This window comes from Rhodococcus sp. 3258 (assembly GCF_031456475.1).
In the GTDB taxonomy this organism is placed as follows: Bacteria; Actinomycetota; Actinomycetes; order Mycobacteriales; family Mycobacteriaceae; genus Rhodococcoides; species Rhodococcoides fascians.
In genome coordinates, this window is record NZ_JAVDUT010000002.1 from 636200 (window position 1) to 652038 (window position 15839).

The following is a 15839-nucleotide window of genomic DNA, read 5'->3' on the forward strand; positions in this document are numbered from 1 at the left end:
TCGGTACGGGCCCCTCGTCGTTGTGTGGCGGTGGAGAAAGTTCTCGGCCTCTAGCACTCCACGCTCTAACACTCCACGAAATTGACCGGCACGTTGATCGCGAGGCCGCCGCTGGAGGTCTCCTTGTACTTCGAGTGCATGTCGGCCCCGGTGGAGCGCATCGTCTCGATCACCTGGTCCAGGCTGACGCGGTGAGTACCGTTGCCGCGTAGCGCCATCCGAGCGGCATTGATGGCCTTGCCTGCCGAGATGGCGTTGCGTTCGATGCACGGAATCTGCACCAGTCCGCCGATGGGGTCGCACGTGAGACCGAGGCTGTGCTCCATCGCGATCTCGGCGGCGTTCTCCACCTGTTCGGGTGTGCCGCCCAGAACCTCGGCCAGACCGGCGGCCGCCATCGATGCTGCCGAACCCACCTCGCCCTGGCAGCCCACTTCGGCACCGGAGATCGAGGCCATCTCCTTGTAGAGCGATCCGATCGCGCCGGCGGTGAGCAGAAAACGCACCGTGCTGCCGTCGGGATCGGCGACCCCCGCGGCGGTGTAGCGAGTGGCGTAGTGCAGCACGGCCGGGATGATGCCGGCCGCGCCGTTGGTGGGTGCCGTGACGATTCGTCCGCCGGAGGCGTTCTCCTCGTTGACTGCGAGGGCGACGAGATTGACCCAGTCCTCGGCGAATTCGCTCGAACGGTTCGGATCCTCGGCATCGAGCCGCAGGAACCAGTCCCGTGCTCGACGCCGCACTCCCAGCGCGCCGGGAAGGTAGCCGTCGCGGGAGATGCCGCGAACCTCGCACTCGACCATGACGTCACGGATGTGCAGCAACGCGTCCCGAATCTCCTCGTGTGTGCGGCGTTCGAGCTCGACCTCGGTCATGACGTCACTGATGCTGCAGCGCCGACGTTCACAGAGCTGAAGTAGTTCCTTGGCCGACGCGAATCCGTTCGCGGAGGCGAGGGGTGCGACGGCCTCGACGCTTTCGGCCTCGGTCACCACGAAGCCGCCACCGACGGAGAAGTACACCTCGCTGTGCAGTTCGGTCGAATCCGCTCTGCGCGCAGTCAGTTTCATCCCGTTCGGGTGGAACGGCAGTACCGTCAACGGACGCAGCACGATGTCGTCGACAGCCAGGTCGATCTCGCGGTGACCACCGAAGACGATTCGGCCGGTGGCCGCCATCGATGCCTGCCGTTCTTCCATGACCTCGGTCGTGATGGTCTCGGGCGCATGGCCTTCCAACCCCAGCAGTACGGCGTTCATGGTGCCGTGGCCGGCTCCGGTCGCGGCCAACGAGCCGTACAGATCGACCGCCAGCTCTCGAACGTCGTCGAACGCAGACATCGTCCGCAGGTCGTCGACGAATCGAGCGGCCGCGCGCATCGGTCCGACGGTGTGCGAACTCGAGGGGCCGACTCCGACGGAGAAGAGGTCGAACACACTGATGGTCATGAGGTCGTGCGAACTGCGCCGGTCGGCTCGCACATGGTCAGGTCGTCGAACGACGAGGCCGCAGGAGTCAGGACCGCGAACAGCCAGCCGGCACCGAGTGGATCGGCAGCGACGAGCGACGGGTCCTCGCGCACAGCGGGGTTGACGATCGTGACCATGCCGCTCGCCGGGGCGTACACCGTGACCGAGCCGGCGGAACTATGGATGGTGCCGCACGCATCACCGGCGGCGAGCACGGTACGAACCGACGGAAGATCGACGCCGATAATGTCGGCCGCGTCGGCCAACGCTGCCGGCGTCACCCCCACACGGCTCGGAGTCTGGGCCGGTGAACCGAACGGGTCGACGGCCATCCAACCGTGCTCGGCGCTGAAGAGCCGACGGGCGGAGGAGAGGGATGCGGTCATGAGGTGGCCTCGGCATTCATCGTGGATTGACCTGGGTGTGAGTGCAGTACGTCGAGCGACCGCACTGCCCGCATCACGGCCAGTGTGTCGATGGTGGCGGCGACGTCGTGGACCCGCAGGAGTGACGCCCCGTTCTGGGCCGCGAAGATCGCGGCGGCGAGTGATCCGGCGAGTCGGCCGTCGACCTCTCGTCCGGTGATGGCACCGATCATTCCCTTCCGCGACAGACCCGCCATGATCGGTCGCCCGGCCGCGGTGAGCGCCCGAAGGCCCTGCAGCAGTTGCAGATTGTGCTCGAGAGTTTTCCCGAACCCGAATCCGGGATCGACCAGAATGCGGTACGCCGGGATACCGGCCCGGATGCATTCGGCGGCCCGGTCGTCGAGGAACTCGCAGACCTCTGCCGTGACATCGCCGTACCGAGGGGAATGCTGCATCGTCGCCGGCTCGCCCTGCATGTGCGTCAGGCAAACGGCAACGTCCAGTTCGGCAGCTGCCGCGAGTGCGCCCGGAAGACGAAGAGCACGAACGTCATTGATGACGCTCGCCCCGGCGAGTACCGCCTCTCGCATCACCTCGGGCCGTGAGGTGTCGACCGACAGCGGTGTCGAGGTAAGCCTGGACAGGGCGTCGATCACCGGTACGACTCGTTCGATCTCCTCGTCGACGGTGGGTGGGGTTGCCCCCGGCCTGGTCGACTCACCGCCGATGTCGAGCAGTTCGGCACCCTCGTCGACCATCGACAGAGCATGCGCCACAGCACGATCCGAGTCCAGGAAGTGGCCGCCATCGGAGAACGAATCCGGGGTGACGTTGACGATCCCGCAGACGACCGGATGCGAGGTCGTCAGCCGGGTCAGCAGCCGGTCGCGGGCATCGGCTGCCCGGGTTGCCGTGGAGACGGTCGTGAGCACTGCGGTCACCTTTTCTCTCGCGTCGGGTTCGGTGGTCCGACTCAGCCGGCGTCGGTGTATTCCTCGGCCGCGTCGGTCAGCCAGGCTGCGAGATAGCGTGCGAACGACGAGCGCACCAGGATGCGATAGTCCGTTCCGGTGTCGTCACAGGCAATGAGAATCATGCCTGCCATCGCCAGCATCGTCTGTACCGTCGACCCGGCCGGGAAGACGCGGGGGTGCAGATCGATCGAGCACCCTTTCGCCAGCACGTCGCGGGCCCGGGAACCGCTCAGGCGCAGACTGGTTCGCTGTGCGGACACATCGGTTGCCGCACCGCGATGCTCACGAACGGCCGAGCCGAGACGGTGTTCGAGTTCGACCGGATCGAGGCCCGCTCCGATCACCAGCCACTCCTCCGGGCCGAGCCAGATCGCGGTGGTGTTCGTGCCCTCGGCGACGCGTCCGGGGCCGGGCAACTCGGTGCCGAGCTCGGTCGAGGCAGCGGCACCGCCCGGCCCGCTCGGGTCGACCCACAGGTCGATCCCGGCCAGGAACGGCTCCTCCACGATGCGTACAGCAGAGGAGTCCGGCAGAACTGTTTCTGCGAGTGGGCTTCTGGCGGCGAGTCGGTCAGCCATCACGGCGGTTACCTTCCGGGTCGACGAGTACGGAGCCGGTGACTTCCACGGCGACGAGGGTGTCGCCCACCGGGACGTGCAGGATGTCGCCGAGTCGGTCACGCCCGGCCTCGAGCAGGGCCAGCCCGAACGGCCTGCCCAATTCTGCGCTGGCGTAACTCGACGTGACGTGGCCGAGCATCGGAACCGGAAGCTCGGGGAGGACGCCGCTCTCGGAGTGCTCGATGATCTGCGAGCCCTCGGGAAGGACGGTCTCCCGATCGACGGGCAGGAGCCCGACGAACTGCTTGCGCAACGGGTTCCGGTTCTCGGCACGGTCGAACGAGCGCTTTCCGATGAAGTCGAGCTTCTTCTTCGATACCGCCCAGCTCATACCGAGGTCCTGTGGGGTGACGGTCCCGTCGGTGTCCTGGCCGACGATCGGGTAGCCCTTCTCGGCCCGCAGCACGTGCATGGTCTCGGTGCCGTACGGGGTGATGCCGTACTTCTCGCCCGCATCGATCAGCCGCGACCACAGTGCGCGGGCGTGCCAAGAATCGATGTTCACTTCGAAGGCCAGTTCACCGGAGAAGCTGATGCGCGCCACGCGTACCGGCACACCGTCGACCGAGGCGTCACGCCAGGCCATGAACGGGAACGCCTCGTTGGAGACGTCGAGCTCGGGGAAGATCTCGCCGACGAGGTCGCGGGAGCGCGGTCCGACGACGGGGAACGTGGCCCACTGCTCGGTCACCGACGTCAGCCGAACCGCCAGGTGCGGCCATTCGGTCTGCAGCCACTCCTCCATCCAGTCGAGCATTCCTGCTGCGCCGCCCGTGGTGGTGAATACCTGGAATCGGTCGTCTGCCAACCGCATCACGGTGCCGTCGTCGATCACCATGCCGTCGGCACCGCACATCACGCCGTAGCGAACCATGCCGACCTTCAAGTTGCTCATCATGTTCGTGTAGAACATGTCCAGCACCACACCGGCATCGGGGCCCTGTACGTCGATCTTGCCCAGTGTCGAACCGTCGAGCATGCCGACGCTCGCACGCACGGCCGCGCACTCGCGGAGCACGGCGTCGTGCATCTCCTCGCCGGGCAGTGGATAGTAGCGGGGCCGCTTCCACTGTCCGACGTCCTCGAAGACCGCGCCGCGGGCGACGTGCCAATCATGAACTGCAGTAACCCGTTCCGGGTCGAAAGCCATGCCGCGGTTGCGGCCGGCCAACGCCGCGAACGCCACCGGGGTGTACGGCGGTCGGAAGGTGGTGGTGCCCAGGTTCTCCACCGGCTTGTCGAGCAGTTCCGCCACGATGCCCGAGGACACCACACCGGAGGTCTTGCCCTGATCGTGCGCGGTGCCGATCGTGGTGTAGCGCTTGATGTGCTCCATCGACGACATGCCTGCACCGACGGCGCGGACCAGATCGGCCACCGTCGCGTCACGCTGCACGTCGACGAACTGGCTGTCGGCTCCGAAGTCGTCGCGCACCCGCCACAGCACCAGCGACTCGCTGCTGGGCACGGATTCGACTGCTGGTGGCGACGTTTCGGTGACGTCGAAGCCGAGACGGGTCAGCACACCTGCCGCGGCCGAGTTGCCGTCGCGGAGGCATCCTGCCAGATCGAACACTCCCGAGGCCGATCCGGCTACGCTGATGCCCTCGACGTCGTCCGCCGGGACGAACGCACCGAGTTCGCCGTCGTAGCGCAGCTTTCCGCGGGCCTGGCTGAACAGGTGGACGGCGGGGTTCCAACCGCCGCTGACGAGCAGTACGTCGCACGCCACGGTGTCGGTGGCACCGTCGGCACCGGTCACCAATGCATGAGTGACGCGGGTGTCGCCGCGGGTGCCGGATACGACGCTGCCGGTGCGCACCTCGATACCGCGCTCGCGGCACAGGCCGAGCCAGTGTTCCGGTGCCTCGGAGCGGGCATCGACGATGCGCGCGATGCGGACCCCGGCGTCGTGCAGATCGACGGCTGCCTTGTACGCGCTGTCGTTGGTGGTGAACACCACGGCCTCGGTTCCTACCGTCACGCCGTAGCGATGCAGGAACGTACGTGCACTGTGCGCCAACATGATTCCGGGTCGGTCGTTGTCGGTGAAGACGACGGGCCGCTCGTGGGCACCGGTGGCCACCAGGATGTGACGCGAGCGAATACGCCAGACTCGCTGACGGCTCAGCGCTGCAGGAGCTTCCAAGCCCAGGTGATCGGTGCGGCGCTCGAGGGCGAGCACGAAGCCGTCGTCGTAGGAACCGAACGCGGTGGTGCGGCGCAGCAAGCTCACGTCGGGGAAGGTCGACAACTCGGCCACCGCGTCGGCAACCCAGTCCAGGGCCGGCCGTCCGTCGATGACGTCGTCGGAGCCGAGCAGGGAGCCGCCGAACTCGCTCTGATCGTCGACGACGACCACGCGAGCGCCACTGCGGGCGGCGGCCAGAGCGGCCGTCAGACCAGCCGGACCGGCACCGACGACCAACAGGTCGGCGTGGGCGTGCATGGCGTCGTACTTGGCGGAGTCGGAGATCTCGGCGAGACGGCCCTGTCCGGGGATGCCCCGAGCGACCAGGCCGTCGTACAGCTCGATCGTCGTGGCGAGCAGCATCGGCTCGGGGAACGGCTCCTCGATCTGTACGAGTCCGCCGGTGTCCTCGGCCCATGCAGCGGTGAATCCACGGGGCCTGCCGAGCTTGATGCTGGTGGTCACTTGATGAATACCGTTGGCGAGCAACGCAGATGCCAGCGTGTCGCCCGGGTGGCCCTGCAGGGCCGAGCCGCCGAACGTGAAGTCGAAGGTGCTCGTGCGGTCGATGCGGCCGCCGGATGCGGTGCGGAATGCGGTCATGGGTTCACCGGCTTCGGGTCGTCGAGGCGATAGACACTGTGGATTCGATAGGTGGCGGTGTCCCGCACGGCGTTGAACCAACGCCGGCAGCCCGCGCTGTGGCTCCACCGTTCCGCGAAGAGCCCCTTGGGGTTGTCGCGGAAGAACACGAAGTGCGCCCACTGTTCGTCGGTCAGAGCCGAGGGATCCTCGGGGTAGGCGATGTGCGCCTGGCCGCCGTAGTGGAACTCGGTCTCTTCTCGACTCCCGCACCACGGGCATTCGATCAATTGCATTGCCACTCCAAGATTTCTCGTTCGGGTGCTGCGTGTGTCGGGGCGGAGAAACTAGTGCGCCACGCCTGCGGCACCGTGCTCGTCCACCAGCGCGCCGGTGACGAATCGGTCCAGACTGAACGGTGCGATGTACTCGTGCACCTCGTCGTTGGCGATGGTGTCGGCCAGGCACCAACCGGCACCGGGGGTGGCCTTGAATCCGCCTGTACCCCAACCGCAATTGAGGAACACGTTGTCGAACGGCGTGCGTCCGACGATGGGGGAGGCATCGGGGCAGACGTCCACGATGCCGGCCCAGGTGCGCAGCAGGTGCGCGCGAGCGAAGACGGGGAACAACTCCACCGCAGCCGCCATCTGCCGTTCGATGATGTGGAACGCACCGCGCTGGCCGTAGCCGTTGTAGGAGTCGACGCCTGCACCCATCACCAGTTCGCCCTTGTGGGCCTGAGAGACGTACACGTGCACGGCATTCGACATGACGACCGTGGGATGCACGGGCTCGAGCAACTCCGAGACGAGGGCCTGCAGCGGATGGCTCTGCAGCGGAGTCTTGATGCCGAGCATGTCCGTCAGCGTCGAGGTGTGCCCGGCTGCGCAGAGCGCGACCTGGCCGGTGGCGATGTCGCCACGCGTGGTCTTCACCCCGGTGACGCGGTTGCCGTCGGTGGTGAAGCCGGTGACCTCACAGTTCTGGATGATGTCGATACCGGCCGCGTCGGCGCGTCGGGCAAATCCCCAGGCGACGTAGTCGTGCTTGGCGATGCCGGCGCGTGGCTGGTACGTCGCACCGAGCACCGGGTAGCGAATGTCGCTGGAGATGTTGACGATCGGGCACAGCTTCTTGACCTCGTCGGGGTCGACCCACTGAGCGTCGATGCCGTTGAGTCGGTTGGCCTCGACGCGTCGCACGCTGTCGCGCACGTCCTGCAGGCTGTGCGCGAGGTTGAGGACGCCGCGCTGGCTGAACAGGATGGGGTAGTCGAGGTCGTCGGCGAGCCCTTCCCACAGTTTCAGCGAGTGCTCGTAGATGCGCGCGCTCTCGTCCCACAGGTAGTTGGACCGGATGAGGGTGGTGTTGCGCGCCATGTTTCCTCCGGCGAGCCACCCCTTCTCCAGCACAGCCACATTGGTGATGCCGTGGTTCTTGGCGAGGTAGTGCGCGGTGGCCAGGCCGTGTCCGCCGCCGCCGATGATCACGACGTCGTAGGACTTCTTCGGCTCGGGGTTGCGCCACAGGAAGTCCGGGTGGTCGGGCAGATGTGCGCCCGGAGGGGTTGCGGGGGCGGTCATCGGTAGCCTTCCGTCAGGTCGGAGTAGAGGGGGAACTGCGCGGCGACGGCTTCGACCCGGATTCGCAGTGCATCGAGTCCGCGGTCGTCGGTGTCGGGACGCAACGCGTGGGCGATGACGTCGGAGACCTCGGCGAAGGCCGTGGCGTCCAGGCCGCGGGTCGCGAGGGCCGGGGTGCCGATGCGGACTCCGGAGCTCACCATGGGTGGCCGTGGATCGAACGGAACTGCGTTGCGGTTCACGGTGATTCCGACGTGATGGAGTCTGTCCTCGGCCTGCTTGCCGTCCAGTTCGGACTTGCGCAGGTCCACGAGAACGAGGTGGACGTCGGTGCCGCCCGAGACCACGTCGATGCCTGCGGCTGCTGCGTCGTCGGTCAACAGTCGATCGGCCAGGATCTTCGCGCCTTCGAGGGTGCGCTGCTGCCGTTCCCGAAAGTCCTCTTCGGCAGCGAGTTTGAAGGCGACGGCCTTGCCGGCGATGACGTGTTCGAGGGGCCCGCCCTGCTGACCGGGAAAGACCGAGGAGTTGAACTTCTTCGCCAGCGCGGCGTCGTTGGTGATGATGACGCCGCCGCGCGGTCCGCCGAGCGTCTTGTGCGTCGTCGAGGTGACCACGTGTGCGTGCGGTACCGGTGACGGGTGCAGTCCGGCGGCGACCAGGCCGGCGAAGTGCGCCATGTCCACCATCAGGTAGGCGCCGACTTCGTCTGCGATGCGGCGGAATTCGGCGAAGTCGAGGTGGCGCGGGTAGGCGGACCAACCGGCCATGATCAGCTTGGGACGGTGCTCGTGGGCGAGGCGCTCCACCTCTTCCATGTCGACGAGATGGTCGTCTTCGCGGACGTGGTAGGCCGAGACGTCGTACAACTTGCCCGAGAAGTTCAGCTTCATGCCGTGCGTGAGGTGTCCGCCGTGGGCGAGTGCGAGACCGAGAATCGAATCGCCCGGCTGCAGCAGTGCCGCCATGGCAGCGGCATTTGCCTGCGCACCCGAGTGCGGCTGCACGTTGGCGAACGACGATCCGAACAGGGCGTTGAGCCGGTCGATCGCGAGTTGCTCGATGACGTCGACGTTTTCGCATCCGCCGTAGTAACGCCGGCCGGGGTAGCCCTCGGCGTACTTGTTGGTCAGTACCGAACCCTGCGCCTGCATGACGGCCAATGGTGCGAAGTTCTCACTCGCGATCATTTCCAAGGTGTTCTGCTGGCGGCCGAGCTCGGCACTGATCGCGCGGTGCACCTCGGGGTCGAGATCGGCGAGTACTCGGTTCGTCACGCCTCTCGGGTGCGGTGCCGTCGCCGTCGGTGCGAAGTCCTGCGTCAAGATGGCCGCCCTTCTGGAAGATCAATGATCTGGAACTGATATATCAAGATGCCAATAGAGTAAGATCACAAAGCAGAGCCGTCAAGGGCGGGGCGTCGACCGGGAGTGAGCAGACAAGATGACGATCGAAATTCAGCCGGTGATGGATGCCACGCAGTTTGTCGGAACCAATGCCGATCGAGCCTACGAAATAGTGCGTGAGCAGCTGATCATGCTGGAAATTCGTCCGGGTGAACCGATCAACGACGACCGCCTGGCCGAGCAATTGGGGTTGGGTCGCACACCGATTCGTGAGGGTCTCAAACGACTCGAACGAGAGCGCCTCGTCGTCGCGTATCCCCGGCGCGGAACCTTCGCGACCGCCGTCGACATGACCGACCTGGCCAACATCTCGGAGATCCGCAAGCAGCTCGAGCCGGCGGCCTCGGCTCGTGCGGCGCGGACCGCGACACGGGCGGCCCGAGACCGGCTGGCCGAGCTCGCGGCCTCCATCGCGAGCATCGACGACACCGACGATTCACGCGAGGTGCTGCGCAAAGATGTTGCGGTGCACCGAGAGATCTATCGGGCGTCGGGCAATCCTCACCTCGAAGACATTCTGGTCAGCCTCGACGCGCACGCCACGCGCATCTGGTGCCTGTTTCTCGACCGACTCCCGAATGTGGCCGGCCATGTCCGTGAGCACGTCGTGTTGCTGCAGGCGATCATCGACGGCGACGCCGATACCGCTGCCGAACTGACCCTCGAACATGTCACCGGCTTCGAGAACGCCATCAGGGAACTGTTGTAGTCGCAGCCGCGATGCGCTCGGCCGCACCGCGCAATGCGGTCGAGATGGCATACATCGCCGGGGTGTACTGACGCCTGGCGAGTGACGCGATGTAGATGACGCGCGTCGGTACCCGATCCGTGTCGGGGAAGTCGATGGTGGTGACGTCGGGTCGATGGTGAATCACCGACAACCCGGGCACCATTGCGATGCCGACACCGGCAGCCACCATGGCCTCGATCTCCTGATAGTCATGTGCCTCGTAGACGACGTCGGGCTCGAATCCTGCTACGCGACAACTGCGATAGAGAACTTCGGCAGCCGGGTGGTCGTTGCTGCGGATGATCCATCGCGCGTCACGAAGATCATGCAGCGACACATCGTGCTGCACCCGATCGTCGTCGATCGGCAGCAGCAGCACGGTCGGGTCTTCCATCAGCGGCTCGAGTGACAGCGATCGTTCGGCCTCTTCCGTCCAGGCGTAGCTCCACAGCAGCGCCAGGTCGATTTCGCTCGAATGCAGCATGTCGAGCAACTGCGGGCGCACCGCCGATCGCACGCGAACGTCCACACCGGGCCATCGTGAGTGATAGTCCTTCAGTGCGTCGGAGAGCAGCGACGCACTGACCGTGGGAAACGAGCCGAGCCGAACCGAACCGCGTTCGAGCCCCCGAATTGCTTCGAGGTCGCCGCTCGCGGCCCGCATCTCCCGTCGAAACAAGCGGGCGCGGCTGGTGAGGATTTCGCCGGCTTCGGTGAGTTGTACGCCGCGTGGCAGGCGGGTCAACACCGGCTGTTTGATGCCGTGTTCGAGTTTGCTGATGCGCTGCGACGCCGCGGAGGGGGTCATGTTCGCCCGCTCGGCACCGGCGGTCAGCGATCCGGCCTCGGCGATGTCGAGAAGAAGAAACAACGTCACGACGTCGAAGGTGTGGTTCATGCGCCTGTCTTTCAGCTCAGCTAAACGGCTAGGTAGCAAAACGATATTGTCCTAAAAAGCGGACGTCAATAATGTGACTGGGACAACGTTCGAGTGCGGATGTAACCGAGCACTTACCAGCCACCTGAAAGACGCCCATGACCTCCATCGAGATCCTCCCGCTCATCGCATTGGTTGCGATGTTCGTGATCGCAACCTTCTTTCCGATCAACATCGGCATCCTCGGCTTCATCGGTGCCTTCGTGGTCGGATACTTCGCGCTGGGATTCGACGACAAGGAAATTCTGAACGAGTTCCCCAGCTCGATCGTGTTGACCATCGTCGGAGTCACCTACTTCTTCGGCATGGCCAAACGCAACGGCACCATCGATCTTCTGGTCAACAGCTGCATCCGAGCGGTGCACGGCCGGGTGACGGTGGTTCCGTGGGTGTTCTTCTTCGTCGCCTCGGTCCTGACTGCACTCGGTACCTTCAGCCCCGCCGCGGTGGCGCTCATCGTGCCTGCAGCCATGGCATTCGCAACTCGAACCGGCATGAGCCCGCTGGTCATGGGCATCATGGTCATCAACGGTGCCCATGCAGGCGCGTTCTCCCCGATCTCCGTCTCCGGTGTACTGGTTCGCGACATCGTCGAGAACAACGGCCTCGCCCTGAACCCGTGGACGCTGTTCTTCGCCAGCTACGGCATCAACCTGCTGCTCTCGGTGCTGACGGTTGTCGGCTACGCGGCCCTGGCCCGCATGAAGGGCTTCGAGTACACCGCAACGGGGTCCACCGATCCCGCTCCCGGCAGTGGCCCCGTCGGCGGAACGCCGGTCAAGACGTCCGTCCCCACCGGCGGCGGTACCGGCGGCGGCAGCTCGGCAGGCGGCAGCACCCAGGTGCTCACTCGTCCGACCACAACCACACTGGTCGACGCCCCGGCCCCGGTCACGTTCGTCCAGAAGCTCACGCTCTTCCTCATCGGCGCACTCCTGGTACTCGTTCTCGTACTGCACCTGCCGATCAGCTTCATTGCCATCGGAGCCGGAGCGGTTCTGGCGTTCACGGATCTGAAGAAGCAGAACGAGGCCATCGCAGACATCAGTTGGTCGACGGTTCTGCTGGTCGCCGGCATGGTCACCTACATCTCCATCCTGCAAGAAGTGGGCACCATCGATCACCTCGCCGAAATGGCGATCACCATCGGTGCTCCGATCATCGTGGCCATCGTGCTCTGCTACGTCATCGGCATCACCTCGGCCTTCGCGTCCTCCACCGCTCTGCTGGCAGCCGTCATTCCGCTGGCCATGCCACTGCTGGGAACCGGTGCACTGCCGGTCGTCGGAGTCGTCGCTGCTCTGGCCATCTCGGCCACCGTCGTCGATGTCTCGCCCTTCTCCACCAACGGTGCGCTCGTGCTGGCCAACGCGCAGAACATCGAGCGCCCGCGCTTCTACCGTCAGCTGCTGCTCAATGCCGGAATCGTCGTCGCCATCGCGCCGGCCCTGTGCTGGTTGATCCTGGTCGTCGTGCCCGAGCTGTTCTGACCGGGACTAGCGCGTTAAGCGCTTCTGCACGGCCTGAACATATTTCGTAATTGTGCTTGACCATCCTCTGTCGCAGGGTGGAAGCATCGGATTCTGATCGGAAGGCACACCAGATGTTCACTCTTCGTGGAACGTGGATGCGTGGAGGCACCAGCAAGTGCTGGCTGTTCAACGCGGTCGACATCGACCCGTACATCGCCGACGCCGGCGGTCTCGACAACATCCTGACCGCGGCCTTCGGATCGGGTGACCCGCGTCAGCTCGACGGGGTCGGGGGCGGTAGCTCCACCACCTCCAAGGCCGCCATCGTTCGACGCTCCAGCGCACCCGGTATCGATGTCGACTACCTGTTCGCTCAGGTCGCCATCGAGAACCGCACCGTGGAGTGGGGCAGCAACTGCGGAAACTGTGCGACGGCAATCGGCCTCTACGCCGTGCAGACCGGTCTCGTCGCTGTGGACGACCACGTCACCGTGGTTCGGATGCGCAACGAGAACACCGGCGCAATTCTGGCGGCGGAGATCGCGACCCCCGGCGGACGCATTCCTGCCGAGGGCGACGCGTCCGTCCCCGGCACCACGGCTCTCGGCGTCCCGGTGGGATTGACCTTCACCGATCCGGCGTCGGACCGAGTGACGATGCTTCCCACCGGTGCCGAGGTCGATCGAGTCGCATTCGGCGGCAACGAGTTCCGCGGAACGTTCGTTCGAGCGGGTGCGCCCGCCGCATTGTTCGACGCCGCCGATTTCGGACTGACCGGGTCGGAGCCCAACGACCTCGTCGCCGCTCACGTCCCCACTCTGATCGCGCTACGCCGACAGGCCGCTCTGCGGATGGGGCTGACCAAGCCCGAAGAACCTGTCTCGCATGCCATTCCGAAGGTCGGCATCGTCGGGCCACCGCGGGAGTACGTGACCACCACGGGCGAGCACGTCGCTGCCGCCGACTACGACATCTCGGTGCGCATGCTGTCGATGATGGCCCCGCACCCGGCGATCGGACTGACCTCCGCGGTAGCCGTGGCCGCAGCGGCAACGGTCATCGGTGGGGTCGTCACTGCCAACGCAGGGTCCGGCCGTCCAGGAACAATTCGGATCGGCACCGCCGCGGGAGTGCTCGAGGTCGACTACACGGTGGACGCCAACGGGTTACTGCAATCGGTCACCCTGCACCGCGCAGTGCGACGCATCGCCACCGCAGACCTCTTCGTGGTGCCGATGCCGGCTCTGGTCGGTGCCGTCTCCGCCTGAGGTCGCGGCTTTCAGAACCGGGCGGCGACGTCCTGAAAGATTCTCAGCAGTACGGTGGCGCTCGGCGACAGCTTCTGCTCCGCCAAGTGCGCCAACAGGATTCGACGTGACGGCGCGCCCGTCAACGGGACCAATCGCACATCGTCACGGATGTTGGACAGTGCCATGCGCGGTGCGAACGAGACGCCCAGATCCACTGCCACCATTGCCTGCGCCTCCTGGTAGTCGTTCGCGGCGAACGAGACGGTGGGGGAGAAGCCCGCAGCGTGACATGCGCGCTCGAGCGCTGCACCGACCGGATGAGTGTCTTCCCGGGTGATCCACTGCTCGTGTTCCAGCTCGGTCATGTCCACCGAATCGCGTTCGGCCAGATGGTGATTGACTGCGATGACCAACATCGGTGGGTCGACGATGAGCTGGTGCACCGTCAGATCCGAGTCGGTGATTCTGGCCCACTCGTAATCCCAGAGCAGAGACAGCTCCACCTCGCGGGTGTCGAGCATTCCCCGCAGTCCTGCGAACCGCGAGCTGCGCACGGTCAATGCGACGGCTGGATACCGCGACTTGAACAGCTTCACCACCGGAGGTAGCAAGCTGGCACCGGCCGTCGGGAAAGTGCCGATTCTCAAGGTCCCGGCGCGTAGACCGGACAGATCTTCGAGTTCGTTACGCGCAGCGAGCAATTGAGTCTCGATCCGTTCGGCGTGCCGGACCAGCACTTCGCCGGCCTCGGTCAGGCGCACCCCGCGAGCGTGTCGTTCGAGCAGGGGTTGACCGGCTTCGAGTTCGAGCTTGCTCAGTTGCTGCGATACAGCAGATGTGGTGAAGCTCAATCGAGTTGCGGCCGCAGTGATGGACCCGGTGCGCACCACCTCTACCAAGAGCAGTAGGCGTCGGGTGTCGAACACGATCGAACCACCTTTAAGTGAAAGTTAAGGGATCTCGACTTTTTCGTAATTGTACTCGACGGCTGTGTGATGCAGGCTATGTACAGCAACCGCACGAGAGCTGCGTCACACGACCGCACCGCTCCCTCGAATGTTCAACTCCAAGAACCTTTTCGAGAGTAACGATCGGAAGGTATCCGAAAATGTATTCACTGCGTGGCACGTGGATGAGGGGCGGGACCAGCAAATGCTGGCTCTTCAGCTCCGTCGATGTCGAGCCACTGATCGAACAGGCAGGATCTCTGGACGAGATTCTGGTCTCCGCCTTCGGATCCGGCGACCCCCGCCAGCTCGACGGCGTCGGTGGCGGCAGCTCGACCACCTCGAAGGCGGCCATCGTCAGCAGGTCCTCCGAGGACGGAATCGACGTGGACTACCTCTTCGCGCAGGTCGCCATCGATGACCGAAAGGTGGAGTGGGGCAGCAACTGTGGCAACTGTGCCACCGCGATCGGCCTGTACGCGCTTCAGCAGGGACTGGTGGCGGTCGATCCGGTCACCACCGTCGTGCGGCTGCGTAACCGCAACACCGGTGCCGTGCTGCTCACCGAGATCGATACACCGGGCGGCGTCGTTCCGTCCGAGGGATCCGCCCAGGTTGCCGGAACGTCGGCCCTCGGTGTTCCGGTCGGACTGACGTTCGTCGACCTCGGTGCCGATCGCACTCGGTTGCTCCCCACCGGATCGGTGCAGGACACCGTGGAGCTGCACGGATCGCACTACCGCGGCACCATGGTGGTCGCCGGCGCTCCCGCTGCGCTGTTCGATGCGGCCGACGTGGGCATGACCGGAGCGGAGTCGAATGCCGAACTGATGGACCGAGTTCCGTTGCTGGTCGAACTGCGGCGCGCATCGGCTCTGCTCATGGGCCTGTCGCGCCCGGAGGACCCCATCACTCATGCAGTGCCGAAGGTCGGCATCATCGCTCCGCCGGTGGATTACCACCTCGAAGACGGAACGCTCGTCTCGGCCGGTGAGTACGACGTCTGCGTGCGGATGCTCTCGATGATGGCACCGCACCCGTCCATCGGCCTGACGTCGGCAGTGGCGGTGGCCGCAGCCGCGACCGTGCGCGGCGGCGTGGTCGATCGAGTCGTCGACGGCGCCGCTACCTCGACCCTACGGCTGGGGACACCGGCAGGTGTGTTGGTCGTCGGCTTCGACATCGCTGCGGACGGCAACCTCACCAGCGTGACCCTGCACCGCGCTGCCCGACGCATCGCGACGGCAGAACTGTTCGTTTCCGCTGCGGCGAAGGCACTTTCGATCGGATAGCTCGACCAGTGAACA

14 protein-coding genes are annotated in these 15839 nt (G+C 65.4%); 4 read left to right on the forward strand and 10 right to left on the reverse strand.

Features of this window, described 5'->3' with window-relative positions:
- Nucleotides 1-65: 65 nt before the first annotated feature.
- Genes J2X62_RS10510 through glyA form a run of 8 tightly spaced genes read right to left on the reverse strand, consistent with a single transcriptional unit; the run spans nucleotide 66 to nucleotide 9067 of the window.
- The gene (locus J2X62_RS10510; RefSeq protein WP_310180223.1) at nucleotides 66-1448 is read right to left on the reverse strand and encodes an L-serine ammonia-lyase; all 1383 of its coding nucleotides are present in this window, start codon (nucleotides 1446-1448) and stop codon (nucleotides 66-68) included.
- Nucleotides 1445-1855 carry a glycine cleavage system protein H gene (locus J2X62_RS10515; RefSeq protein WP_052074029.1) on the reverse strand — a complete coding sequence of 137 codons (411 nt, stop codon included), beginning with the start codon at nucleotides 1853-1855 and terminating at the stop codon, nucleotides 1445-1447. Before J2X62_RS10515 ends, J2X62_RS10510 begins: the two co-directional genes overlap by 4 nt.
- Entirely contained in the window at nucleotides 1852-2769 is a 918-nt protein-coding gene (gene folP, locus J2X62_RS10520) for a dihydropteroate synthase (protein WP_052074046.1), read from the reverse strand. The genes J2X62_RS10515 and folP overlap by 4 nt, the downstream gene beginning before the upstream one ends.
- A 41-nt stretch (nucleotides 2770-2810) precedes the next feature.
- A complete protein-coding gene (locus tag J2X62_RS10525; protein WP_032367896.1) occupies nucleotides 2811-3389 on the reverse strand; it encodes a sarcosine oxidase subunit gamma in 579 nt (192 codons plus the stop codon).
- Nucleotides 3382-6225, reverse strand: coding sequence for a 2Fe-2S iron-sulfur cluster-binding protein (locus tag J2X62_RS10530; protein WP_032367895.1), 2844 nt, complete (start codon nucleotides 6223-6225; stop codon nucleotides 3382-3384). The genes J2X62_RS10525 and J2X62_RS10530 overlap by 8 nt, the downstream gene beginning before the upstream one ends.
- A complete protein-coding gene (locus J2X62_RS10535; protein ID WP_027494732.1) occupies nucleotides 6222-6500 on the reverse strand; it encodes a sarcosine oxidase subunit delta in 279 nt (92 codons plus the stop codon). The genes J2X62_RS10530 and J2X62_RS10535 overlap by 4 nt, the downstream gene beginning before the upstream one ends.
- A gap of 51 nt (nucleotides 6501-6551) precedes the next feature.
- Nucleotides 6552-7790, reverse strand: a complete 1239-nt coding sequence (locus J2X62_RS10540; protein WP_032367894.1) for a sarcosine oxidase subunit beta family protein — start codon at nucleotides 7788-7790, stop codon at nucleotides 6552-6554.
- Entirely contained in the window at nucleotides 7787-9067 is a 1281-nt protein-coding gene (gene glyA, locus J2X62_RS10545; protein ID WP_032367893.1) for a serine hydroxymethyltransferase, read from the reverse strand. The genes J2X62_RS10540 and glyA overlap by 4 nt, the downstream gene beginning before the upstream one ends.
- A 166-nt stretch (nucleotides 9068-9233) precedes the next feature.
- On the opposite strand from glyA, the gene J2X62_RS10550 reads away from it, so the two are divergent.
- A complete protein-coding gene (locus J2X62_RS10550; protein ID WP_027494729.1) occupies nucleotides 9234-9905 on the forward strand; it encodes a GntR family transcriptional regulator in 672 nt (223 codons plus the stop codon).
- On the opposite strand, the gene J2X62_RS10555 is transcribed toward J2X62_RS10550, so the two are convergent.
- The gene (locus J2X62_RS10555) at nucleotides 9889-10824 is read right to left on the reverse strand and encodes a LysR family transcriptional regulator (RefSeq protein WP_032367892.1); all 936 of its coding nucleotides are present in this window, start codon (nucleotides 10822-10824) and stop codon (nucleotides 9889-9891) included. The genes J2X62_RS10550 and J2X62_RS10555 overlap by 17 nt on opposite strands.
- A gap of 137 nt (nucleotides 10825-10961) precedes the next feature.
- Here J2X62_RS10555 and J2X62_RS10560 point away from each other — a divergent pair, with 137 nt between their 5' ends.
- Both J2X62_RS10560 and J2X62_RS10565 read left to right on the forward strand, forming a co-directional pair.
- A complete protein-coding gene (locus J2X62_RS10560; RefSeq protein WP_032367891.1) occupies nucleotides 10962-12353 on the forward strand; it encodes an SLC13 family permease in 1392 nt (463 codons plus the stop codon).
- 113 nt (nucleotides 12354-12466) lie between these two features.
- Nucleotides 12467-13603: a PrpF domain-containing protein gene (locus J2X62_RS10565; protein WP_310180254.1), complete on the forward strand. Its 1137-nt coding sequence runs from the start codon at nucleotides 12467-12469 to the stop codon at nucleotides 13601-13603.
- A gap of 11 nt (nucleotides 13604-13614) precedes the next feature.
- Here the strand turns inward: J2X62_RS10565 and J2X62_RS10570 are convergent, their stop codons facing one another.
- Entirely contained in the window at nucleotides 13615-14511 is an 897-nt protein-coding gene (locus J2X62_RS10570; RefSeq protein WP_048317096.1) for a LysR family transcriptional regulator, read from the reverse strand.
- 182 nt (nucleotides 14512-14693) lie between these two features.
- Here J2X62_RS10570 and J2X62_RS10575 point away from each other — a divergent pair, with 182 nt between their 5' ends.
- Complete coding sequence (locus J2X62_RS10575; protein WP_310180257.1) at nucleotides 14694-15824, forward strand: PrpF domain-containing protein; 1131 nt, start codon at nucleotides 14694-14696, stop codon at nucleotides 15822-15824.
- Nucleotides 15825-15839 lie beyond the last annotated feature (15 nt).

What these genes read in the sequence shown, in the direction of transcription:
- J2X62_RS10510 (WP_310180223.1), bottom strand. Translation starts at nt 1,448, where the DNA reads ATGACCATCAGTGTGTTCGACCTCTTCTCCGTCGGAGTCGGCCCCTCG.
- J2X62_RS10515 (WP_052074029.1), bottom strand. Translation starts at nt 1,855, where the DNA reads ATGACCGCATCCCTCTCCTCCGCCCGTCGGCTCTTCAGCGCCGAGCAC.
- J2X62_RS10525 (WP_032367896.1), bottom strand. Translation starts at nt 3,389, where the DNA reads ATGGCTGACCGACTCGCCGCCAGAAGCCCACTCGCAGAAACAGTTCTG.
- J2X62_RS10530 (WP_032367895.1), bottom strand. Translation starts at nt 6,225, where the DNA reads ATGACCGCATTCCGCACCGCATCCGGCGGCCGCATCGACCGCACGAGC.
- J2X62_RS10535 (WP_027494732.1), bottom strand. Translation starts at nt 6,500, where the DNA reads ATGCAATTGATCGAATGCCCGTGGTGCGGGAGTCGAGAAGAGACCGAG.
- J2X62_RS10540 (WP_032367894.1), bottom strand. Translation starts at nt 7,790, where the DNA reads ATGACCGCCCCCGCAACCCCTCCGGGCGCACATCTGCCCGACCACCCG.
- J2X62_RS10550 (WP_027494729.1), top strand. Translation starts at nt 9,234, where the DNA reads ATGACGATCGAAATTCAGCCGGTGATGGATGCCACGCAGTTTGTCGGA.
- J2X62_RS10555 (WP_032367892.1), bottom strand. Translation starts at nt 10,824, where the DNA reads ATGAACCACACCTTCGACGTCGTGACGTTGTTTCTTCTTCTCGACATC.
- J2X62_RS10560 (WP_032367891.1), top strand. Translation starts at nt 10,962, where the DNA reads ATGACCTCCATCGAGATCCTCCCGCTCATCGCATTGGTTGCGATGTTC.
- J2X62_RS10565 (WP_310180254.1), top strand. Translation starts at nt 12,467, where the DNA reads ATGTTCACTCTTCGTGGAACGTGGATGCGTGGAGGCACCAGCAAGTGC.
- J2X62_RS10575 (WP_310180257.1), top strand. Translation starts at nt 14,694, where the DNA reads ATGTATTCACTGCGTGGCACGTGGATGAGGGGCGGGACCAGCAAATGC.